Source organism: Rhabdothermus arcticus, assembly GCF_055382915.1.
This window is the reverse complement of the sequence record NZ_AP043808.1, coordinates 1610015-1631732: the sequence shown is the minus strand read 5'-3', so window position 1 is coordinate 1631732 and position 21718 is coordinate 1610015. Positions and strand designations below refer to the sequence as shown.

Below are 21718 nucleotides of genomic sequence, written 5' to 3'. Positions count from 1 at the left end.
AACCCCTTACGAGCTCACCGGCAGGAGCCGGGCCAGGGCCAGGAACTCCTCGAGCGTGCGCTCCGAGCCCAGGCCGCGGGGGTTACGGGTGTCCAGCCCGGCCCCCCAGGAGACCAGGGCCACCCCGTGGGGGCGCATGACGCTATAGTAGAGGTCTTTTAGCTCCTCGAGAGAGTCGAAGAGGTGGTGCAGGTGGCCGACCACCAGGACGTCGGCCTCGCCGCGCTCGAGCCGTGCCAGCAGCTCCTTTTTCACCGGCCGGGCCTTGAGATCGGTCTCGATCATGAGGTCGACCTCCTTGCGCTTGTCGCCGCCGAGGTGGTCCAGCGTCATGTGCAGCTCCTCGTTGGGGCCGCCGCGCTCTACGTCCCTGTGAATCGTGTACGCGATTACCTTCATCTCCGTCGACCTCCACCCTCATTCTCTACGAAATCCCGCCCGGTCGCTACGCCCCGCCCAGCGCGCCGCCGCCGGGGCGGATCTTGGGCACGACGCGGCGCTCGGGGGTTTCCTTGGCCTCCTCGTCCGGTTCCGGCGCGGAGGTGGGCGGCTGTCCGGCGAGCACCCGAACGAAGGCCTCGGCGTCCAGGGTCTCGACCTCGAGCAACGCCTCGGCGACGCGCTCGAGCGCCACCCGTTCCTTCACCAGGAGGGCCTTGACCCGGGCATACTGCTCGTCGATGAGCGCCCGCACCGCCTCGTCGATGCGCCGGGCGGTGGCCTCGGAGTAGCGGCGGTTCTCGTAGCCCCCGAGGTAGCTCTCCTCGCGCTCGGCGTAGGCCACGGTGCCGAAGTCCGGGTGCATCCCCCACTCGGTGATCATCCGCCGGGCCAGCGCCGTGGCCTGGCGGAAGTCGTTCTCCGCGCCGGTGGTCACGTCGTCGAAGATCAGCTCCTCCGCCGCGCGCCCGGCCAGGGCCACCGCGATCTGGTCTAAAAGGCGCTTCTTGGTCCAGTGCAAGAGGTCCTCCCGGGCCGGCATCATGAAGCCCAGGGCGCGCCCCCGGGGCACGATCGTCACCTTGTGCACCGGCTCGGCGTGGGGCAAGAAGTGGCTGGCCACCGCGTGCCCGGCCTCGTGGTAGGCGGTGATGCGCTTGTCCCGCTCGGTGAGGACCATGCTCTTTTTCGCCGGCCCCATCATCACCCGGTCCGCGGCCTCGTCGAGGTCGGCCATGGTGATCTCCCGCCGCCCCTCCCGGGCCGCGAGCAGGGCGGCCTCGTTGAGCAGGTTCTCGAGGTCCGCGCCGACGAAGCCCGGGGTGCGCCGGGCCACGACCTTGAGGTCCACGTCGCTGGCCAGGGGCTTGCCCTTGGCGTGGATGCGCAGGATCTGCTCCCGGCCCTTGACGTCCGGGACGCCGATCTCGATCTGGCGGTCGAAGCGGCCCGGGCGCAAGAGCGCCGGGTCCAGGACGTCCGGCCGGTTGGTCGCCGCCATGACGATGACGTTGGTCTCCTTGGTGAAGCCGTCGAGTTCCACCAGGAGCTGGTTGAGGGTCTGCTCCCGCTCGTCGTTGCCCCCGCCCACGGCGAGGCCGCGCTTGCGGCCCACGGCGTCGATCTCGTCGATGAAGACGATGCACGGGGCGTGGCGCCGGGCGGTCTCGAAGAGGTCGCGCACCCTCGCCGCGCCCACGCCCACGAACATCTCCACGAAGTCCGAGCCGCTGGCGGTGATGAAGGGGACCCGGGCCTCCCCGGCGACGGCCCGGGCGATGTGGGTCTTGCCCGAGCCCGGGGGCCCGACGAGGAGCACCCCCTTGGGGATGCGGGCGCCGATCTGGTGGAAGCGCTCGGGGTGCTTCAAGAAGGCGACGATCTCCTTGAGCTCCTCCTTGGCCTCCTCGGCCCCGGCGACGTCCTTGAAGGTCGTCTTCGGGGCCTCGGTGAGGACCTTGGCCCGGCTACGGGTGAAGCCGAAGGCCCCACTGGAGTCGCCGCCCCCCCGAGGGTTGCGGGTGAAGTACCAAAAGGCCAGGCCGATCGCCCCCAGGGCCAGGAGCGGGATCAGGATGCCCGCGACCCCAGGGGTGCTCGCCGGGCGCACCTCGACCTCCACCCCCTTCGCGGTCCAGGCCTCGACCGCGGCGGTCTCCGGGGGCTGAGGGGCATAGGTGACGAAACGCGAGCCGTCGGCCAGGACCCCTTCCAGGCGTTCACCCTGGATCACCACCGAGCGCACCCGGCCGGCGTCGATCTCAGAGAGGAAGGTCGAGTAGGGCAGCGTGCCGCTGGGCTGGGCGGTGTTGCTCATCCCGATCGCCCAGGTGAGCAGGATCGCGCCCAGGATCAGGAACCAAAGGTTGAAGGGTCGACCGCGCATGGGTAGCTCTTAGTATAGGCCGCGCGTCTGAGAAGGTTGGGCATCGCCCCGACATTTATAAAACCCCGCTCAACTCTCTTGACTGGAAGCCTAGCGGCTACTATGCTAGAGCTTAGAGAAGGGGAGGTTGTGCCATGAGCAAAGCCGTAGGAATTGACCTGGGAACCACCAACAGCGTGATCGCCACCATCGAGGGCGGCAAGCCGGTCGTCTTGGAGAACGCCGAGGGCGAGCGGGTCACCCCCTCGGTCGTCGCGTTCAAGGACGGTGAGGTGCTGGTCGGGCGCATGGCCAAGCGCCAGGCGGTCCTGAACCCGGAGGGGACGATCTTCGAGGTCAAGCGCTTCATCGGTCGCCGCTGGGAGGAGGTCCAGGAGGAGGCCAAGCGCGTCCCCTACCGGGTGGAGCCCGGGCCCGACGGCGGGGTGCGCATCCGCGTCGGGGACAAGCTCTACACCCCGGAGGAGATCAGCGCCTTCATCCTGAAGAAGCTGGTCAACGACGCCAGCGCCAAGCTGGGGCAGAAGGTGGACAAGGCGGTGATCACCGTCCCCGCCTACTTCAACAACAGCCAGCGCGAGGCCACCGCCAACGCCGGGCGGATCGCGGGGCTCGAGGTCCTGCGCATCATCAACGAGCCCACCGCGGCGGCGCTGGCCTACGGGCTGGACAAGAAGGGCAACGAGACCGTGCTGGTCTTCGACCTCGGCGGCGGCACCTTTGACGTCACCGTGCTCGAGATCGGCGACGGCGTCTTCGAGGTCAAGTCCACCGCCGGCGACACCCACCTCGGGGGCTCGGACATGGACCACGCGATCGTCAACTGGCTCGCCGAGGAGTTCAAAAAGGAGCACGGCGTCGACCTCAAGGCCGACCGCCAGGCCCTGCAGCGCCTGATCGAGGCCGCGGAGAAGGCCAAGATCGAGCTCTCCTCGACCACCGAGACCACGATCAGCCTGCCCTTCATCGCCCTTGACCCGGTCTCCAAGACCCCCCTGCACCTGGAGAAGAAGCTCACCCGGGCCAAGTTCGAGGAGCTGATCCAGCCCATCCTGGCCCGGATCCGGCCGCCGGTGGAGCAGGCGTTGAAGGACGCCGGCCTGACCCCCGAGCAGCTCGACGAGGTGATCCTGGTCGGCGGCGCCACCCGCGTCCCCGCGGTGCAGCGCATCGTCAAGGAGATGCTCAAGAAGGAGCCCAACAAATCGGTCAACCCCGACGAAGCGGTGGCCCTGGGCGCCGCGATCCAGGCCGGCGTGCTCACCGGCGAGGTCGGCGAGGTGGTGCTCCTCGACGTCACCCCGCTCTCCCTGGGCGTGGAGACCAAGGGCGGCGTGATGACCGTGCTGATCCCGCGCAACACCACCATCCCCACCCGCAAGTGCGAGATCTTCACCACCGCCGAGCACAACCAGACCGCGGTCGAGGTGCACGTCCTCCAGGGCGAGCGGCCGCTGGCCAAAGACAACAAGTCGCTCGGGCGCTTCCGCCTCGAGGGCATCCCCCCGATGCCCGCCGGGGTGCCGCAGATCGAGGTCTGCTTCGACATCGACTCCAACGGCATCCTCCACGTCACCGCGAAGGAGCTCTCCACCGGTAAGGAGGCCTCGATCAAGATCGAGAACACCACCACCCTCTCCGAGGAGGAGATCCAGCGGATGATCGAGGAGGCCAAGCGCTTCGAGGAGGAGGACAAGAAGCGCAAGGCCCACATCGAGCTCAAGAACAACCTGGACACCGCCCGCATCCAGGCCGAGCGGCTCCTGCAGGAGAAGGAGGCCCCGGCCGAGGTCAAGGCCCGCCTCGAGGAGCTGGCCAAGAAGGCCAAGGAGCTGGTGGAGCAAGACGCCCCCGACGAGCAGCTGAAGGCCGCCCTGGACGAGCTCCTGGCCGCGATCCAGGCCTACGAGAGCGCGGCCGGGGGTCAGGCCACGGGCGCGGCCGAGCAGCCCGGGGCGGCGGCCGGCGGCCAGGCCGGGGACGACGTCATCGACACCGACTACAAGCCCGCCGAGTAATCCAACCACGGGGCCGGCACCGCCGGCCCCGCCCCGATGGGGGTGAGCGGTCATGGCCGAAGCCAACAACGACAAACGTTTGGCCCAAGAGGAAGCCGAGGTGATGGAGGAGGTCGGCCGGCTCGAGGCCGAGCTCCAGGCCTTCAAGGACAAGTACCTGCGGCTCCTCGCCGACTTCGACAACTACCGCAAGCGGGTCAGCGGCGAGCTCGAGGCCGCCCGCCGCGAGGGCCGGCTGGAGGTGCTGCGCGCCGTGTTGCCGGTGCTCGACGATCTCGAGCGCGCCCTCCAGCACGCCGAGGCCGAGCCGGGGGCGATCCTCGAGGGGGTCAAGAAGATCAAGGACGCCTTCCTGCGGGTCCTCGCCGGCCTGGGCGTGGAGGAGGTCCCCGGCGAGGGCGCCGAGTTCTCCCCCGCCCACCACGAGGCGATCGGCGTCGTCGAGGGCGAGGAGGAGGGCAGGGTCGCCGAGGTCTACCAAAAGGGCTACCGGGTCGGGGACCACCTGATCCGTCCGGCGAGGGTCGCGGTGACGAAGAAGAAGGAGGCGGGTGGTGGGACGTAGGGGGTAGGGTCTTCCCGCGCCCCACACCCGGATCGCCATGGAATACAAAGACTACTACGCCATCCTCGGGGTCCCGAAGACGGCCAGCCAGGAAGAGATCAAGCGGGCCTACAAGAAGCTGGCCCGCAAGTACCACCCCGACGTCAGCAAGGAGCCCGACGCCGAGGAGAAGTTCAAGGAGATCAACGAGGCCTACGCCGTCCTCTCGGACCCTGAAAAGCGGAAGATCTACGACCAGTACGGGACCACCAAGGCCCCGCCGCCCCCGCCCCCCGGCGGCTGGCAGTGGGAGGAGACCAGCGGCGCGGGCTTCGAGGATTTCTCGGACTTCTTCCGCAGCCTCTTCGGCATGGGCGGGATGGGGGGCTTCGAGGACCTCTTCGGCGCCGGCACCCGCGCCCGCCGGGGGCCCCGCAAGGGGCGCGACTACGAGGCCGAGATCGTGATCCCCATCGAGCTCGCCTACCGCGGCGGCAAGCAGGTGCTGGACCTCGGCGGTGAGCGGGTGGAGGTCGCGATTCCCCCCGGGGTGCGCGAGGGGCAGCGCATCCGCCTGCCCGGCAAGGGCGGCCCCGGCCAGCCACCCGGCGACCTCTACCTCACCGTCCGCTTCGCGCCCTCCCCGACCTTCCGCCTCGAGGGCTTCGACGTCCACACCACCGCCAACGTCGAGGCCCCGATCGCGGTGGTCGGGGGGAAGGTCCGGGTCCCCACCCTGGACGGCCCGGTCGAGGTCACCGTCCCCCCGCGCACCCAGACCGGGAAGAAGCTGCGCCTGAGGGGCAAGGGCTGGCCCAAACCCGGCGGGGGCCGGGGCGACCAGTACGTCACCGTCCGGGTGGTGATCCCCGAGCACCCCACCCCGGAGGAAGAGCGCCTCTATAAGCAGCTCGCCGAGCTCGCCAAACGACGGGGGGTGACCGCCTGATGCTGGCCTGCGTCGAGCGCTACCCGCTCTCCTTTTTGATCCGCGAGGGCCTCTCCCCGGCCGCCGCGCGGGCCTACGAGGCGATCGGCTTCGTGGAGCCGGTCTACATCGAGGGCGAGCCCTACTTCACCCTCGACGAGGTCCAGCGCATGTTCCGCGCCGAGCGCATCCGCAACGAGCTCGGGGCCAACCTGATCGGCGCCGCGCTGGTGGTCGAGGTCCTCGAGCGCTTCGGCCAATAACCCCAGCCCCCTCCCCCGGCCCCCGGCACCGGTGCCGGGGGCCTTCCCTTTGAAGCTCGCCTTACGCCCTCCAACCGCGGCTCCCTCAACGAACATCGCGCCAAGGCCAAAGTCGTTTGGGAACACGCGCATCCCGGGGTAGGCTAAGACCACTCAAGGGAGGAAGACCCATGGCAGACCTCGAACACGCCGCCCAGCGGCTACGGTTGATCCTCGACCGGCTCAAAACCACCAACCCGGGATACTTGGAAACCAAAAACGCAGTGCTCGCCCGTTACCAGCCCCTCTTTAACCCGGAGAACCTTCACGCCTTGACCGCGGACGCCTTCAAGTCCTTCTTGTTCTTTCGAAACAACCGGCACTGGAAGCAGATCCATCGCCACTCCGGCAGCATGACCCGCGACATGAACGCGCTCCGCCAAGCTCTGGCCCTCCTCTTGGATGAGACGAGGCCGCTGGCGCGTCGTTTCGACGAGGCCCTTGGCCGCGTCAAGGGGCTTGGAAAGGCCGTGGCCACCCCGATCCTCCTCGTGACCTACCCCGACCGCTACGGCGTATGGAATGCGGTTTCGGAAAAAGGTTTGAAAACGCTCGGCGTCTGGCCGGCCTTCGCCCGAGGCATGAGCGAGGGGGAAAAGTACGTTCTCATCAACAAGCGGCTCCGAGAGCTCGCCGACGCGCTGGAGATCGACCTCTGGACGCTCGATGCACTCTGGTACGAGGTCAAAGATCGAGAGGATAAGAAACGGGCGGCGGAGGAACGGGCCAGGACCACCACCCCCAGGCCCCCTGAGGATTAAGAACGCACGGGGCGCGGCCGGGTAGCCTCGCTAGCCGGCCTTCTGCCGGAACTTACGCCAGCGCTCGAAGGCCGCGATGGCCCGGGGAAAGCCGAAAAAGAGCGCAGCCTGGAGGAGGGTCTCCTTGATCTCGGCCGCGCTCGCGCCGTTGTTCAGCGCCCCCTTGAAGTGGGTGGCGATCTCCGGCGGGCTCCCGAGCCCCACCAGGGCGGTGATCGCGAGGAGCTCGCGGGTCTTCAGGTCGAGCCCCTCGCGGGAGAGCACCTCGCGGTAGGCAAAGCCTTCGACGTAGCGGGCCAGGTCCGGGTCCAGGCCAGCAAGGCGCGCCCGGACCTTCTCCTGGTCCTCTCCCCAGATTCCCTCGACCGCGTCCATAGCGCGAGCTTACCGCAATCAAAGACGCAGGAACGCGCAAAGACGCTGCGCTACCTTGCGCGATTCGCACATGTTCGCGCATAATCAAAAACGTAAGGAGCCAAGATGGGCCTGGCCGTGGAACGTCGCCGCCGTATCCTGGCCCTCCTCGAAGCCGAGGGCGGCCTGACGACGGCGGCGTTGGCCAAGCGGCTCGGGGTCTCCGAGGCCACGGTGCGCCGCGACCTCGCCCAGCTCGCCGCCGAGGGACGGGTGGAACGCACCCACGGCGGGGCCCTGCCCCGCCAGATGCGCACCGCCGCCGAGCCCCCCTACGACCTCAAGGCCCGGGCCCGGGGAACGGAGAAGGCCCGCATCGCCGCCGCCGCGGCCCGCCACGTCCCCGAAGGGGCGACGGTGATCCTGGACTCCGGCACCACCGCCCTGGCCCTGGCCCGGCACCTGGCGGAGCGCCAGCTCACGGTGATCGCCCTGGACCTCAAGGTCGCCGAGGCCCTGGCGCGGGGCCGGCCCGAGGTCTGGGTGGTCGGCGGGCGGGCGCGCAACGGCCTCTTTAGCCTGGTGGGCCCCTGGGCCGAGCGGCTCCTCGCCGAGGTGCACGCCGACCTCTTCTTCCTCGGGGCCGACGCGGTGGACGAGGAGGCGGTGACCAACGCCACCATCGAGGAGGCCAGCCTCAAACGCCTGGCGATGGACGCGGCCAAGGCCACGATCCTGATCGCCGACCACAGCAAGTTCGGCCGCCGGGCGCTGGCCCGGGTGGCGCCGATCGAGGCCCTCGCGGGGATCATCACCGATCAGAAAGCGGCCCGCTTTGCCCCGGTGCTTCGGGAAAAGGTGGGGTTTTTGGAGCTGGTTTAGGAGAGGAGGCAGGATGGACGCCCTATCGCGCTTCAAGGACGTATTTAAGACCGAAAAGCCGATCATCGCCATGGTCCACCTCCCGGCGCTGCCCGGCACCCCGCTCTACGACGCCGAACGAGGGATGGAGGGGGTCGTCGCCTCGGCGGCGGCGGACCTGCGCGCCCTGCAGTCGGCGGGGGTCGACGCGGTGATGTTTGGGAACGAGAACGACCGCCCCTATGAGCTCGAGGTCGACCCCGCGAGCGCCGCCGCGATGGCCTACGTGATCGGCCAGCTGCGGCCCGAGATCCGGGTCCCCTTCGGGGTAGACGTCCTCTGGGACCCTAAGATGACCCTGGCCGTGGCCGCGGCCACCGGGGCCGCCTTCGCCCGCGAGATCTTCACCGGGCTCTACGGCTCGGACATGGGCCTCTGGCAGGGCCGCGCGGCCCAGGCCCGGCGCTACCAGCGGCGGCTGGCGAGGGAGGACCTCTTCTTGCTCTACAACGTCTCCGCCGAGTTCGCCTCCCCCCTTGACGCCCGCAGCCTCCCCGAGCGGGCAAAGAGCGCGGTCTTCTCCAGCCTGGCGGACGCGGTCCTGGTCTCCGGCCCGATGACCGGCGAGCCGGCCCCCCTCGAGCACCTCAAAGCGGTCAAGGCCGCTCTTCCCGAGGTCCCGGTCCTCGCCAACACCGGCTGCCGCCACGAGAACGTCGCCGAGGTGCTCGCGGTCGCCGACGGCTGCGTGGTGGGCACCGCGCTCAAGGTCGAGGGGCAGACCTTCAACCCGGTCGACCCCGAACGGGCCAAGGCCTTCATGGACCGGGTGCGGGAGGTGCGCGGCGGATGAGGGTGCTCGGGATCGACATCGGCACCACCGCGGTCAAGGCCCTCCTCCTCGACGAGGCGGCGCGGGTGGTCGCCGAGGCCAGCCACGCCCACGACTTGAGGAGCCCCCACCCCGGCTGGGCCGAGGAGGATCCCGAAGACTGGTGGCGGGGCGCGGTCGCCGCCACCCGGGCGGTGCTCGAGGGCACCGATCCCAAAAAGGTGAAGGCGGTCGCGGTCTCCGGCATGGTGCCGGCGCTGGTCCTGCTCGGGGAAAAGGGCGAGGTCCTGCGGCCCTCGATCCAGCAAAACGACGCCCGGCACACCGAGGAGATCGCCTGGTTCCGCGAGCACTTCCCCGAGGAAGCGCTCTTTTCCCACAACGGCGCCACCTGGAACCAGCAGGTGATCCCGCCCAAGCTGCTCTGGCTCAAGCGCCACGAGCCCGAGGTCTTTTCGCGGATCCGCCGCCTCAGCGGCTCCTACGAGTACGTCGCCACCCGGCTCGGGGCCACGCCCTACCTGGAGGCCAACTGGGCGCTGGAGAGCGCGCTTTGGAGCGAAAAGGAACAGCGCTGGCTGGTCGAGCTCCTCGAGCTCCTCGAGCTCGACCCTTCGGTCCTCCCCCCACGCAAGTGGCCGACCGAGCGGGTCGGGGAGGTCACGACCGACGCGACGGGCCTCGCCCCGGGGACCCCGATCGTCGCCGGTAGCGCCGACCACATCGCCGCGGCGCTGGCCGCGGGGCTGCTCGAGCCCGGCGAGGCGGTGCTGAAGTTCGGCGGGGCCGGGGACTTCCTCTACGTCTCCCCCAGCTTCGCCCCCATCCGCGCCCTCTTCATCGACTACCACGACGTCCCCGGGCGCTACGTGATCAACGGCTGCATGGCCACCTCGGGGTCGCTGGTGAAGTGGTTCAGGACCCAGTTCGCCCCCGAGGCCAGCTACGCCGAGCTCGACGCCGCGGCCGAGGCGGTGCCCGCCGGGGCCGAGGGGCTCGTCCTCTTGCCCTACTTCCTCGGGGAGAAGACCCCGATCCACGACCCCAAGGCCCGGGGGACGCTCGTCGGCCTCACCCTCTCTCACACCCGGGCCCACGTCTACCGCGCGATCCTCGAGGGGGTCGCCTACGCCTTCTTCCACCACGTCGAGGTGCTCAAGGCCCACGGGCACCCGATCCAACGCTACCTGGTGATGGACGGCGGGGCCAAGAGCCCCCTCTGGCGCAAGATCACCGCCAGCGTCCTCGGCGCCCCGGTCTACCACCTCGCCACCGGGCACGCCGGCAGCGCCTACGGCACCGCCTTCCTGGCCGGGGTGGTGGCCGGGCTTTGGGACTGGGAGAAGATCCGCGAGGTGGCCCAGCCGGCGGGGGTCACCGAGCCGGATCCCACGTGGGCCCGGGTCTATTCGCAGCTCTACCCGCTCTACCGCGAGACCTACGCGCGGCTCAAGGACCTCTACCCGCGCCTGGAGGTGAAGGATGCTTAAGGGAAGAATCGCACTGGTCACCGGCGCAGGCAGCGGCATCGGCGAGGCCATCGCCAAGCGGTTGGCCCGGGAGGGGGCCAAGGTCTGGGTCACCGACCGCGACCTCGATGCCGCCGAACGCGTCGCCGCCGAGATCGGCCGGGCGGGGGGCCTGGCCAAGCCCTTCCGGGTCGACGTCACCCGGCGGGAGGACCTCGAGGCCGCCCGCGAGGCGGTCTACGAGGAGGACGGCCGCGCCGACGTGGTCGTGGCCAACGCCGGGGTGAGCACGATGCGCCCCTTCCTGGACCTCACCGACGAGGACTGGGACTTCAACTTCGCGGTCAACGCCAAGGGCACCTTCTACACCCTGCAGACCTTCGCCCGGCGGATGAAGGACCAGCCGCGCATGCCCGGCAGCGAGCTCCGGGGCAAGCTGATCGCCACCGCGAGCATGGCCGCCCGCCAGGCGGCGCCCCTGCTCGCCCACTACTCGGCCTCGAAGTTCGCGGTCCTGGGCCTGGTCCAGGCCGCGGCCAAGGAGCTCGCCCCCTATAAGCTCACGGTCAACGCGGTGAACCCCGGCTTCGTCAAGACATCGATGCAGGAACGGGAGGTGAGGTGGGAGGCCGAGCTGAGGGGGATCACCCCTGAGGAGGTGATCGCCGACTACATCCGCCAGACCCCCCTCGGCCGCCTCGAGACCCCCGAGGACGTCGCCGGGGTGGTGGCCTTCCTCGCCGGCCCCGACGCCGACTTCATCACCGGCGAGGCGATCGAGGTCAACGGCGGGGCCTGGATCTTCTAGCTCGGATGGAGAAAGATGAAACGGCAGCGCGCCCTCGCCACCTGGTTCACCTGCGCCCTCCTGCTGGGGGTGACGCTCTACTTCCTGTTGCCGCTGTTCTGGACCCTGCGCACCGCCCTGCTCCCCGAGGGCCGGGCCTACGCCCTGCCCCCGGAGTGGGGGCCCTTAACGCTCGAGAACTTCGCCGCCATGCTCCAGGGCCCCTTCGGTCGGGCCTTCAAGAACAGCGTGGTGGTGGCCTCCGCGACGGTGCTCTTTGGCCTGCCGCTGGCAGCGCTCTTGGGCTACGCGATGGCCCGCTACAGGACCGGGGGCGCGCCGCTGCGCTTTGCCGTTTTGGCCACCCAGATGCTCCCGCCGATCGTCCTCGCCCTGCCGCTCTTCGCGCTCTTTCGCGCCTTCAAGCTGACCAACACCTACCCCGGGCTGGTCCTCGCCTACCTGGCCTTCGCCCTGCCGTTCATGAGCTGGCTCTTGATGGGCTTTTTCCAGGGGTTTCCCCGCGACCTGGAGGAGGCCGCGCTGGTCGACGGGGCCACCCCCATGGTGGTCTTTTCCCGGATCGTCTTGCCGCTTTCGGCCCCCGGCCTCTTCGCCGCCGGGGTGCTCGGCTTCATCCTCGCCTGGAACGAGTTCCTCTTCGCCCTTTTGCTCACCGGGCGGGATACCCAGACCATCCCCGTGGCGCTCGCCGCGCTGATGACCCAGCGCGGGGTGCTCTTCGCTAAGGTCGCCGCGGGGGTCGTGCTCTCGGTGCTACCGGTGCTGCTCCTGGCCCGGGTGGTGGACCGCTACCTGGTCGAGGGGCTCACCTTTGGCGCGATCAAGTAGGAGGTGGAGGCAGTGAAGGGAATCAGGTGGTTGTTGGCGGCGGTGCTGGCCCTCGGGCTGGCCCAGGCACAGGTCGTTTTACGGGCGCTGATGGAGGACGTCCCGGAGACCCACATCATCGAAAAGCTCCTGCCCGACTTCGAGAAGAAGACCGGGATCAAGGTCGAGTTCGAGGTCGTGCAGTACGGGGCGATGCACGACAAGCTGGTCTCCCAGCTCCTGGCCCCGGAGAGCGCCTACGACTTCCTCGAGGTCGACTTCCTCTGGGCCGGGGAGTTCCCGGCGGCGGGCTGGCTGGAGCCGCTTGAGCCCTACGTCAAGAAGTCGGGGTTCGATCTCTCCCCCTACCTTCCCTCGATGCTCGACCTCGTCGGCTACTACAACGGCAAGCTCTACATGATCCCCATGTACAACTACGCGATGGGGTTGATCTACCGCACCGACCTCCTCGAGGACCCCGAGCTCAAGGCCAAGTTCCGCTCGCTCTACGGCAAGGACCTGGCCCTGCCCACAACGCTCGAGGCCTACGTCGAGACCAGCCGCTTCATGAAGCAGTACGCCGGGGTGGCCGGGGCGGCGATGCAGGGCCAGCGCGGCGACCCCAACTTCATGGAGTTCTCCAACTACCTCTTCGGAGCCGGCGGGGACTACGTGGACGCGCACTGGAACGTCACCCTGGATCGCCCCGAGGGCGTCAACGCCCTCCAGCTCTACGTCAAGAACATCCGTGAGGCGGCGCAGAAGGGCGCCCTCAACGCCAACCTCGACGACACCTACCGGGTGATGTGCCAGGGCGGGGCCTTCAGCATGGTCACCTACTGGTGGATGCTGCCCCAGCTCGACGACGCCGCGAAGTGCCCCAAGGTGGCGGGCAAGGTGGCCCTCGCGGTGATGCCCGGGGGCCACGGGGTGAACGGCGGCTGGGGCTGGGCGATCCCCCACAACTCGGTGCATAAGGAGGAAGCCTGGAAGTTCATCGAGTGGGTGGAGTCGCCGGAGATCGTCAAGAAGCGAGCACTGATGGGCCACGCTCCTACGCGGCGGGACGTGCTGACCGACCCCGAGGTCCTCGCCAAGTACCCCTACTACGCCGAGGTGCTCAAGATCCTCGAGGGCGCGAAGAAGGTCCCGATCTTCGCCTACACCGCCGAGATGGAGGACGTCGTGGGGCGCGAGATCTCCCTCGCCGCTTCCGGGCAAAAGCCCGTCGAGCAGGCGATCAAGGACGCGGCCAAGGGGCTCTACGGGCTGCTTAAGAAGGCCGGGTTGGTGAAGTAGCGATGCAAGCGAGGGTGGGCTGGCTCTTTGCGTTGCCCGGGGTCCTGGTCCTGGCCCTGGTGGTGCTCTTTCCCCTGGGCTATGCCTTCTTGCTCTCCTTTTCCAGCTACACCTTCCTAAAGCCCACCCTTACGCCCTTCGTCGGCCTGGCCCACTACCTGGAGGCCTTTCGCGACCCCTACTTCCTCAACTCCCTGCGGCTGACCGTCCTCTACGCCGGGCTCACCGTCGGCCTCTCGCTCTTGGTGGGGCTGGGGATCGCGGTCTTGCTCTTCCAGCCCGCCCCGGGCCGGGAGTTCTACTACGCGGTGATCTCGATTCCTATGCTCATCGCCCCGGTAGGGGTGGCGCTGATCTGGAAGATGATCCTTCACCCGGAGCTGGGCATCGTCAGCTACCTGATCGGGCGGCTGGGGCTGGAGGCCCCGGACTTCTTCGGCGACCCCCGCTTCGCGCTGCCCACCCTGGCCCTGGTCGACACCTGGCAGCAGGTCTCGTTCGTCGCCCTGGTCCTCCTCGCCGGCCTGCGCAGCCTCCCCAAGGAACCCCTGGAGGCCGCGCTGGTCGACGGGGCCTCCTATCTCCAGCGCTTTCGCTTCGTCACCCTGCCGATGCTGCGCCCGGTGATCGGGGTGGTGCTGATCCTGCAGACGATCGCCGAGCTCCGCACCTACGACCTGGTCTACGTCCTCACCCGCGGCGGCCCGGGGGCGGCCACCGACCTGCTCGCCTACTTCATCTACCGCAAGGCCTTCTTGGGGCTGGACCTAGGGCTGGCCTCGGCCCTGGCCTACCTGCTCCTGGCCCTGACCCTGATCCTGGTCATCGTCTTCTACCGCGGCGTCTATCGGGAGGCATAGTGGCACGCGTTCGCTTGGACCACCTGACCAAACGCTTCGGCCGCGTCGTCGCGGCCAAGGAGGTGACGCTGGACATCGCCGACGGGGAGTTCTTCAGCTTCCTCGGCCCCTCGGGCTGCGGCAAGACCACCACCCTGCGCATGGTCGCCGGGTTCGAGCGGCCGGACGAGGGCCGGGTCTTCTTCGACGAGACCGAGGTCACCGCGATCCCCCCCGAGGACCGGCCGGTGGGGATGGTCTTCCAAAACTACGCGCTCTTTCCCAACATGACCGTCTTCGGCAACGTGGCCTTCCCCCTGCGCCTCAAGCGCCGGCCCCCGGAGGCGATCAAGCGCCGGGTCATGGAGCTGCTCGAGCTCGTCCACCTGACCGGGCTGGAGCACCGCTACCCGCGGGAGCTCTCCGGGGGGCAGCAACAGCGGGTGGCGCTGGCCCGGGCGCTGGCCCGGGAGCCCGACGTCTTGCTCCTCGACGAGCCGCTCTCCGCCCTCGACGCCAAGATCCGCGAGGAGCTGCGCGCCGAACTCAAGCGCCTGCAGCGCCAGCTGGGGACCACCAGCCTCTACGTCACCCACGACCAGGAGGAGGCGCTCGCGCTCTCCGACCGGGTCGCGGTGATGCGCGAGGGCAGGATCGAGCAGGTCGGCCCCCCGACCGAGATCTACGAGCGGCCGGCGACCCTCTTCGTCGCCCGCTTCGTCGGGACCTCGAGCCTGGTCGAGGGCGAGGCCCGGGACGGGGTCTTCTTCTTCCGCGACCGGTCCTGGGGGGTGCGGGTCGAGGGGGCGGGGCGGGGGGTGCTGGTCCTGCGCCCGGAGGCGATCCGCCTGGACCCCGAGGGCCCGCTCGAGGGCACGGTGCGGCTGGAGACCTACCTGGGGCCGGTGACCCGGCTGGAGGTGGTCGTCGAGGGGGTCGTGCTCAAGGTCGACGTCCCCTCCCCCGAGGCGCCCCGACCGGGGGCGCGGGTGCGCCTCGGGCTTCCCGAACACGCCCCCTTCTTTCCGGTTTCGGCTTCGAAGGGGACCGCCCCTTTGGAGCAAGGAGGTGAGCAAGGATGAAACGGTGGATCGCGGCTTTCCTGGCACTGGCGCTCGGCCTGGCCTTGGCCCAGCTTCCCCCTGAGCTCGACACCCCCTACATCAAGGACCTGGCGACCAAGGCCCGGGCCGAGGGCGGGGTGATCTTCTCCTACGGCATGCCCAACATCTGGGCCAACTACGGGGAGATCTTCAGCGAGTTCCAGCGGCTCTTTGGCATCCGTCACCAGGACATCGACATGGGCAGCTCGGTGGTCCTCGCGCGGATGCGCGAAGAGCACGCCTCGAAGAACGACATCGCCGACCTCAAGCCCTCGTTCGCGATGCTCCTCGCCGAGGAGGGCCTCACCCTACCCTACAAGGTGACCGTCTGGGACAAGCTCCCCCCTTCCCAGCGGGGCGTGGGCAAGGACGGCTCGACCTGGTACGCGGCCTACAAGGGCACCCTGGGGTGGATCGTCAACAAGAACCTGGTCAAGCAGGTGCCGCGGCGCTGGCGTGACCTCAAGAACCCCGCCTACAAGGGGCTGATCAGCTACCTCGACCCCCGCGCCACGGGCACCGGGGTGGCCACGGTGATGGCCGCGTCGTACGCCCTCTCCGGCGACCCCTACAACTACAAGGTCGGGGTCGACTTCCTCGCCGAGCTGCACCGCATGGGGCTGATCGGCTCCACCGACCCCAAGGTCACCACCGCCAAGTTCGAGCGCGGCGAGGTGGGGATCCTGATCAACTACGACTACAACCTGCTCAAGTGGCGCGACCAGTTCCCCTTCCCCACCGAGGTGGTGATCCCCGAGGACGGCACCCTCTCCAACGGCGGCGGCAACATCGCAGCCCGGAACGCCCCGCACCCCAACACCGCCAAGCTCTACCTGGAGTTCATCTTCTCCAAGTACGGCCAGAGCCTCTTCGCCAAGGGCTACGTGAGCCCGATCCGCCCCGACGTCGAGCTGCCGCCGGAGATCGCCAAGAAGTTCCCGCCCAAGGAGGCCTACAAGCACGCGCTCTTCGTCGACTACAAGAAGGAAGAGCAGATCTCCCAGGCGTTGATCGACTACTACGCCAAGGTCATCCGCTAGACGCTTCGGGCCGGGGCCAGGCCCCGGCCCTTTGAACCAAGATGCGAAGACGCCTCCCCCTCAACCCCGAACACTGGCTCCTGCTGCCAGGGCTGCTCTTCATCACCCTGTTCTATCTCTACCCGGTGGTGGTCATCGTCCTGCGCAGCGTCCTCGACCGCGAGGGCCTGACCTTCTCCCGCTACGTCCTGGCCTTCACCGCCCCGGCCTACCTCGAGGCCTGGAAGAACTCCCTTTGGTTCGTCACCGCCTCCACCCTGATCGCCGCCGTGGGCGGGACCTTCGTCGGCTACTGGACCGCGCGGCTGCCCCGCCGGGCGAAGAACTTCTTGCTCTCCTTCTACTCGATCCCGGTCACCCTCTCCGGCCTGGTGGTGGCCTTCGGCTTCATCGTCCTCTTCGGCCGCAACGGGGTCTTGAACCAGCTCCTCCTAATGATCGGCCTGCCCCGGATCTTCAACATCTACACCTGGACCGGCCTGCTCTCGGTCTTCCCCTTCTACAACATCCCCCTGGTGGCGCTGGTCATGACCCCGGTCTTCGAGCAGGTGGGGCGGGAGCTGGTCGAGGCCGCCCGGGCCTCGGGGGCCAAGGGCTTCGCGGTCTGGCGCTACGTCCTGATCCCCAACATCCTCCCCGGGATCCTGGCCGGCTCCAGCGTGGTCTGGGCGCTGATGATGGGGGCGTTCGGCACCGCCCTGGCGATCACCGGCTTCGCCAAGAACCTGCTCTCGCTGCAGATCTACTCCCTGGTCAGCGAGTCCTCCTTCGACCTGCCCCAGGCCGACGCGCTGGCGGTGGTGCTGATGGCCACCAGCGGGCTGGGGCTCTGGCTGCTGACGCGCTGGGAACGGAGGTGGCGGCGGTGAGGGCGCTGGGCTGGTTCTTCTTCGTGCTCTTCTTGCTCTACCTCTTCCTGCCCCTTTTGGCCCCGATCGTCTACTCGTTTTCGGTGGTCTGGCAGGGGGTCCTGCCCCAGGGCTTCACCCTCGAGTGGTACCGCCGGGTCCTCAGCGACCCCCAGTACCTGCCGGCGGTCAAGCTCTCCCTCTTGATCGCCAGCCTGGCGGTGGCGATCAACGTCTTCGTCGGCTTCCCGACGGTCTACGCGGCCTACCGCCTCTCCGGACGGGCGGGGGAGGCGCTGCGCCGCACCCTGCAGATCCTCCCCCTCCTGGTGCCCCCGATCCTGGTCGGGCTGGGCTTCTTGCAGGCCTTCAACCGCCCACCGCTGGCCTTTTCCGGAACGCTCTGGATCGTGGTCTTCGGCCACGCCACCCTGGGCTTTCCCTTCTTCTTCCGTTCGGTCTACGCGGGGATGGCCACCCTCGAGGTGGGGCCGCTGATGGAGGCCGCGGCGGCGAGCGGGGCGGGCCTCTTCGCCCGGCTGCGCTACGTGCTCTTCCCCAACGTCCTGCCCTCGATCCTCTCCGGAGCGCTGGTGGTCTTCGCGATCAGCATGGGCGAGTTCGAGGTAACGAGCATGGTCGCGGGCTTCGGCACGATCACCATGCCCCTGCTCCTCTTCCAGATGCTGCGCGAGGACTTCCGCATCGCCAGCGCGGTGAGCTCCCTCCTCGTCTACACCACCCTTTTGGCCCTTTTGGGGATGACCTCGCTGCGCCGGCGCTAGGCGGGGGCGGCAAAGCGGCGGGCCACCGCCTCGAGGCTCTCCGGGCTACCCATCGCGGTCACCCGATCCCCCAGGCGGAGCTGGGTGTAGCCGTGGGTGACGATCGCCTCGTCGCCGCGGTGGATCGCCAGGACGAGGACGTCCGGCGGCAGGCGCAGCTCGCGCAGCGGCACCCCGTCGAGCGCGGGGTCCTGCACCTCGAAGTCGCGCACCGCCTGGCCCGCCTCCAGGCCCAAGAGCAGCGCCGCCGCCCCCGGGCTCTCGACGAAGCGGGTCAAGAGCTCGAGCATCGCCACCGCGGGGTTGAGCACCTGGCAGCCGGCGAAGCGCTCCAGGGGGAGCTGGCCCTGATGCCTGAGCACCACCCGCTCGCCGTAGCGCTCGCAGAGCCGGAGGTTCTCCTCGTCGGTCAGGAGCCCCACCGCGACGTCCGCCTCGGGGAGGCGGTCGAGATCGAGCGGTGCAACCTCCACCCCCTCCTCGACCCCCGGCACGAGGTTCCGTCCCTGCCGCTGCACGCGAAAGCCCCGGGCGCGCAGCCGCTGGGCCAGGAGCCGGGCCTGGTCGTCGTCCCCGAAGACCACCACCCGCCGCACCCGGAGCCCGGCGCGAGCCTCCCCGACCCGCTTTAAGGCGAACTTAAACAGGGGCGGGCCCACCAGCTGGTTGAGCACCACCATGGCGACGACGATCGTCGCCAGCGGCTCGCCGACCTCGGGGAAGGTGTCCGCGACCTTGCGCGCCAGCCCCAGCGCCACCCCGGCCTGGGTGACGAAGGCCAGCCCGGAGAGCGCCGCCCAGCGCAGCGGCTCCCCGGCGAGCACCCCGCCCAAAAAGGAACCGCTAAAGACCCCGACCAGGCGCACCGCAAAGAACGCCAGGGCCAAGGGCCAGGCCCGGGCCAGGACGTCGAGCTTGAGCTCGGCCCCGGTCAGGGTGAAAAAGGCCACGTACACCGGCGGCCCTAGCTGGCCCAAAAGCCGCAGGAACTCGTCCCGGTAGGGGGTGCGGTTGACCACCAAGAAGGCCCCGAGCATGCCGGTCAAGAGCGGCTCGTAGCCGAACTGCTCGTGGGTCAACCCTTCAAGGAGGTGCTCGAGGAAAAAGAGCCCGTAGCCGAGGAGGAGGAGCCCGGCCCCCTTGAGCGCGGGCAGCCAGTGGCGGCGAAAGAGCCCTTGGAGCGCCCAGACCAGGGCGTAGGCCAGCGCCAAGGAGAGGGCCAGCTCGGCCCCCAGCCGCAGGAGAAAGCCGAGGTCCAGGGGCTCCGCGAAGTAGGCCGCCCGGGCCAGGGCCAGGGCCAGGGAAAAGAGGACGAGGACCACCACGTCCTTGATCACCGTGACCCCGAGGGCCAGCTGGGTGAAGGGGCCCTTGGCCCTCAGCTCGTGGATGACTGCGATCGTCGAGGAGGGGGAGCGGGCGATCAGGATCACCGCGAGGAGCAGGCTGAGGAAGAAGAGCGCCTCAGGACTGAGCGCCCGGCCACCTGGGAGACGGTCGAGGAGCCAGAGCCCGGCCCAGACCCCGATCAGAAGGGTGGCCAGGACCTGGGCCAGGGTCACGCTCAAGACCGCGCGCAGCCGCGCCCTGAGCTCGGGGAGGTAGAGCTCGGCCCCGGCGGCGAAGGCGATGAAGGCCAGCGCCAGCTCGTCGACGAAGCGCAACCGCGCCAGTTCCGAGGCCTCGAGCAGGGCGAGGCCGTAGGGCCCGATCAGCACCCCGGCGATGAGGAACCCGGTGATCAGGGGAAGGTCGTAGCGGGCGAAGTAGTCGCCGACCTGCTTCGCGGCCAGGGCCAAGAAGGCGAAGCTGGCCAGGAGCAAGAGCAGCTCGGCGACGGCGTCCATGAACGCCCAAAACTCTAGCACGCCGTCCTTGACAAATCTTCGCTAAGGGGTATAACGGGACCATGGCCAAGGTGGACCGCACCCAGCTCTGCTTCAATCAAGCCCTGCTCGTCCTCGGCGGGTTCTTGGCGCTCTTCGAGGGGCCGGCGCCGACCCTGGTCCTGGCGGCCCTCTTCGCCCTCAGCTTCACCCCCCTCGACCCGCTCACGCGGATGCGGCGGCTGCTTCTGCTCCCGCCCCACCCGGTGGAGGAAGACCCCCGCCCCCACGCCTTCGCCCGCGCCCTGGGCACCGCGATGCTGGGGCTCTCTAGCCTGGCCTGGGGGCTCGGGCTCGGGGGATTGGGGCTTGCCCTCACCTTGGCGGTGGCCCTCCTGGCGCTTTTGAACCTGGTCTTCGGGTTCTGCCTGGGCTGCTTTTTGTACTTTCAGCTACGCATGCTGCGGTTTCGGGTCACCGGGCGCTAAGCGCCGCCAGGACCGGGCGGATCCCCTCGGCGGGGCTCACCTTGAGGGCCTGCATGCCGAGCTTTTTCGGCATCATAACGTCCGCGTCCTCGCGGTCGCCGACGAAGAGCACCTCCGCGGGTGCGACCCCGACCGCGTCCAGCGCGGCCTGGTAGATCCGGGGATGGGGTTTTTTGGCCCCCACCGCGGCGGAGGTGATCACCGCCTCGAAGGCCCCGCCGAGCCCCATCGAGGCCAGGACCTCGGGCAGGAGGACGTCCCAGTTCGAGACCACCGCCAGCCTCAGGCCCCGAGCCCTGAGCGCGTGCACCACCTCGGGCGTGCCCGGGGTCTTCGGCCAGAGCCCTGGCCGGTTCCAGTTGGCCACCAGCCAGTCGGCGATCGGCCCGGCCTCCTTGACGCCGAGCCCCTCGAGCAGGCGCAGGTCGAAGGTGTGCCAGAGGGCCTTGGCCTTCTCCGGGGTATCGGCCTCGAGGTGGGCCTCGTCGTACCAGGCGAAGAGCGGGGGGAGCACCTCGGGCAGCCGCCGCCAGTCGGCGGCGACGCCAAAGCGCTCGAGCACCGGCGGGAGCCAGGTTCGGGGGTCGGTGTGGATCAGCGTCCCCCCGGCGTCGAAGAAGACCGCCCGGATCACGCGCCCTCCGGGTGGACCGCGGCGACCATCGCCGCCGGGGTGTCCTCAAGCCTCTGGCGGAGCGCCCGCCACCAGCGCAACGGGGGGCTCGAGGTCGCCGGAGGGGGAGCGTCCTCGGGCCAGTGACGCTTGAGGTAGCCGAAGAACCAGTCCCACCAGTGGAAGAAGGCCGCCTCCGGCTCGCCCTCGTGGAGGTGCAGCCGCAGCCCCCGGTCCGGCCGGTAGGTGAGGAGGAAGGCGGTGCCGTCGGGGGCCTCGAGGGGGATGAGGAGGAGGCGGTCCTTGACCTCGCCGGCAGCCTGCCAGTGAGGGGTCAGCCCAAGCGCCTGCAGCACCAACCCCAGGCCCACCCACTCGCGCCCGGCCAGAAACTGCATGTGCTGGGTGATCAAGGGCCAAAGCGGGGTCCAGAGAAAACGCCGCTCCCTGTCCTCGCTGCGCCAGAGCGGATAGCGCCCGGGCCGGGCCCGCACCACCGGGCGCAACACGAAGCCGGCCTCCAGCCCGGCGTCGGCGGCGCTGTGGGGCACCGGTTCCAGCGATTCCGGGGCGTAGTAGACCGGCTCCAGGGCCGGGAAATGGCCGAGGAGGTAGCCGGCCGCGGCGTAAAAGCGCCTCGCCGCCGCCTCCCCAGCTTCATCGAAGAAGAAGACCGGGGAAACCCCGCGCCCGTCCCGCACCAACGCGTCGGCGAAGAGCACCCCCTCGTGGGAGGGAAAGGCGGGCGTGAGGCGCTCCACCCTGAGCCCCCGCGCGGGGTCGTTGAGGGCCCTCAGGACCTCGGCCCAGTCGCGGGCCTCGGGCCGGGGCCAGCTCGGGGGGGCGTTGCTTGAAAGCGCCATT

The 21718-nt window shown here is 69.3% G+C and carries 23 protein-coding genes; 17 read left to right on the top strand and 6 right to left on the bottom strand.

The window, feature by feature from the left end; translation table 11 throughout:
* Positions 1-6: 6 nt before the first annotated feature.
* Together ACZ48Y_RS08500 and ftsH are read right to left on the bottom strand one after the other, a co-directional pair.
* Positions 7-399 (bottom strand): recombinase family protein, encoded by a 393-nt coding sequence (locus ACZ48Y_RS08500; RefSeq protein ID WP_464740349.1) that lies wholly within the window; start codon positions 397-399, stop codon positions 7-9.
* Between the two features lie 46 nt (positions 400-445).
* Positions 446-2326 carry an ATP-dependent zinc metalloprotease FtsH gene (gene ftsH / locus ACZ48Y_RS08495; protein ID WP_464740347.1) on the bottom strand — a complete coding sequence of 627 codons (1881 nt, stop codon included), beginning with the start codon at positions 2324-2326 and terminating at the stop codon, positions 446-448.
* Positions 2327-2460: 134 nt separating this feature from the next.
* On the opposite strand from ftsH, the gene dnaK reads away from it, so the two are divergent.
* The 5 genes from dnaK to ACZ48Y_RS08470 all read left to right on the top strand — a co-directional run bounded on the left by dnaK (position 2461) and on the right by ACZ48Y_RS08470 (position 6879).
* Positions 2461-4344, top strand: coding sequence for a molecular chaperone DnaK (gene dnaK / locus ACZ48Y_RS08490; protein WP_464740345.1), 1884 nt, complete (start codon positions 2461-2463; stop codon positions 4342-4344).
* 52 nt (positions 4345-4396) lie between these two features.
* The gene (locus tag ACZ48Y_RS08485) at positions 4397-4909 is read left to right on the top strand and encodes a nucleotide exchange factor GrpE (protein WP_464740343.1); all 513 of its coding nucleotides are present in this window, start codon (positions 4397-4399) and stop codon (positions 4907-4909) included.
* A 37-nt stretch (positions 4910-4946) separates the two neighbouring features.
* A complete protein-coding gene (locus tag ACZ48Y_RS08480) occupies positions 4947-5837 on the top strand; it encodes a DnaJ C-terminal domain-containing protein (protein ID WP_464740341.1) in 891 nt (296 codons plus the stop codon).
* A complete protein-coding gene (locus ACZ48Y_RS08475) occupies positions 5837-6079 on the top strand; it encodes a chaperone modulator CbpM (protein ID WP_464740339.1) in 243 nt (80 codons plus the stop codon). Before ACZ48Y_RS08480 ends, ACZ48Y_RS08475 begins: the two co-directional genes overlap by 1 nt.
* A 170-nt stretch (positions 6080-6249) precedes the next feature.
* Entirely contained in the window at positions 6250-6879 is a 630-nt protein-coding gene (locus ACZ48Y_RS08470; RefSeq protein ID WP_464740338.1) for a hypothetical protein, read from the top strand.
* 30 nt (positions 6880-6909) lie between these two features.
* On the opposite strand, the gene ACZ48Y_RS08465 is transcribed toward ACZ48Y_RS08470, so the two are convergent.
* A complete protein-coding gene (locus ACZ48Y_RS08465) occupies positions 6910-7254 on the bottom strand; it encodes a carboxymuconolactone decarboxylase family protein (RefSeq protein ID WP_464740336.1) in 345 nt (114 codons plus the stop codon).
* A gap of 105 nt (positions 7255-7359) precedes the next feature.
* Here ACZ48Y_RS08465 and ACZ48Y_RS08460 point away from each other — a divergent pair, with 105 nt between their 5' ends.
* From ACZ48Y_RS08460 to ACZ48Y_RS08410, 11 genes are read left to right on the top strand one after another with little or no spacing between them, the layout of a single operon-like run.
* On the top strand, positions 7360-8115 hold the full coding sequence (locus ACZ48Y_RS08460) for a DeoR/GlpR family DNA-binding transcription regulator (protein ID WP_464740334.1): 756 nt from the start codon (positions 7360-7362) through the stop codon (positions 8113-8115).
* 13 nt (positions 8116-8128) lie between these two features.
* Positions 8129-8947, top strand: a complete 819-nt coding sequence (locus ACZ48Y_RS08455; RefSeq protein ID WP_464740332.1) for a BtpA/SgcQ family protein — start codon at positions 8129-8131, stop codon at positions 8945-8947.
* Entirely contained in the window at positions 8944-10416 is a 1473-nt protein-coding gene (locus ACZ48Y_RS08450) for an FGGY-family carbohydrate kinase (protein ID WP_464740330.1), read from the top strand. Before ACZ48Y_RS08455 ends, ACZ48Y_RS08450 begins: the two co-directional genes overlap by 4 nt.
* On the top strand, positions 10409-11203 hold the full coding sequence (locus ACZ48Y_RS08445) for an SDR family NAD(P)-dependent oxidoreductase (RefSeq protein ID WP_464740328.1): 795 nt from the start codon (positions 10409-10411) through the stop codon (positions 11201-11203). Before ACZ48Y_RS08450 ends, ACZ48Y_RS08445 begins: the two co-directional genes overlap by 8 nt.
* A gap of 15 nt (positions 11204-11218) precedes the next feature.
* Positions 11219-12034: a carbohydrate ABC transporter permease gene (locus tag ACZ48Y_RS08440; RefSeq protein WP_464740326.1), complete on the top strand. Its 816-nt coding sequence runs from the start codon at positions 11219-11221 to the stop codon at positions 12032-12034.
* Between the two features lie 12 nt (positions 12035-12046).
* Positions 12047-13312, top strand: a complete 1266-nt coding sequence (locus ACZ48Y_RS08435) for an extracellular solute-binding protein (RefSeq protein WP_464740324.1) — start codon at positions 12047-12049, stop codon at positions 13310-13312.
* A gap of 2 nt (positions 13313-13314) precedes the next feature.
* Complete coding sequence (locus ACZ48Y_RS08430; RefSeq protein ID WP_464740322.1) at positions 13315-14172, top strand: carbohydrate ABC transporter permease; 858 nt, start codon at positions 13315-13317, stop codon at positions 14170-14172.
* On the top strand, positions 14172-15233 hold the full coding sequence (locus tag ACZ48Y_RS08425) for an ABC transporter ATP-binding protein (protein WP_464740320.1): 1062 nt from the start codon (positions 14172-14174) through the stop codon (positions 15231-15233). Before ACZ48Y_RS08430 ends, ACZ48Y_RS08425 begins: the two co-directional genes overlap by 1 nt.
* Entirely contained in the window at positions 15230-16294 is a 1065-nt protein-coding gene (locus ACZ48Y_RS08420) for an ABC transporter substrate-binding protein (protein ID WP_464740318.1), read from the top strand. Before ACZ48Y_RS08425 ends, ACZ48Y_RS08420 begins: the two co-directional genes overlap by 4 nt.
* Positions 16295-16335: 41 nt before the next feature.
* Positions 16336-17163, top strand: coding sequence for an ABC transporter permease (locus tag ACZ48Y_RS08415; protein ID WP_464740316.1), 828 nt, complete (start codon positions 16336-16338; stop codon positions 17161-17163).
* Complete coding sequence (locus ACZ48Y_RS08410) at positions 17160-17927, top strand: ABC transporter permease (RefSeq protein WP_464740314.1); 768 nt, start codon at positions 17160-17162, stop codon at positions 17925-17927. Before ACZ48Y_RS08415 ends, ACZ48Y_RS08410 begins: the two co-directional genes overlap by 4 nt.
* Here ACZ48Y_RS08410 and ACZ48Y_RS08405 read toward each other — a convergent pair.
* Positions 17924-19774 carry a cation:proton antiporter domain-containing protein gene (locus ACZ48Y_RS08405; RefSeq protein WP_464740312.1) on the bottom strand — a complete coding sequence of 617 codons (1851 nt, stop codon included), beginning with the start codon at positions 19772-19774 and terminating at the stop codon, positions 17924-17926. The genes ACZ48Y_RS08410 and ACZ48Y_RS08405 overlap by 4 nt on opposite strands.
* 62 nt (positions 19775-19836) lie before the next feature.
* Here ACZ48Y_RS08405 and ACZ48Y_RS08400 point away from each other — a divergent pair, with 62 nt between their 5' ends.
* Complete coding sequence (locus ACZ48Y_RS08400; protein WP_464740310.1) at positions 19837-20241, top strand: DUF4395 family protein; 405 nt, start codon at positions 19837-19839, stop codon at positions 20239-20241.
* Here the strand turns inward: ACZ48Y_RS08400 and ACZ48Y_RS08395 are convergent.
* Together ACZ48Y_RS08395 and ACZ48Y_RS08390 are read right to left on the bottom strand one after the other, a co-directional pair.
* A complete protein-coding gene (locus ACZ48Y_RS08395) occupies positions 20228-20875 on the bottom strand; it encodes an HAD family hydrolase (protein ID WP_464740308.1) in 648 nt (215 codons plus the stop codon). The genes ACZ48Y_RS08400 and ACZ48Y_RS08395 overlap by 14 nt on opposite strands.
* The gene (locus tag ACZ48Y_RS08390) at positions 20872-21717 is read right to left on the bottom strand and encodes a hypothetical protein (RefSeq protein WP_464740306.1); all 846 of its coding nucleotides are present in this window, start codon (positions 21715-21717) and stop codon (positions 20872-20874) included. The genes ACZ48Y_RS08395 and ACZ48Y_RS08390 overlap by 4 nt, the downstream gene beginning before the upstream one ends.
* Position 21718: the final 1 nt, after the last annotated feature.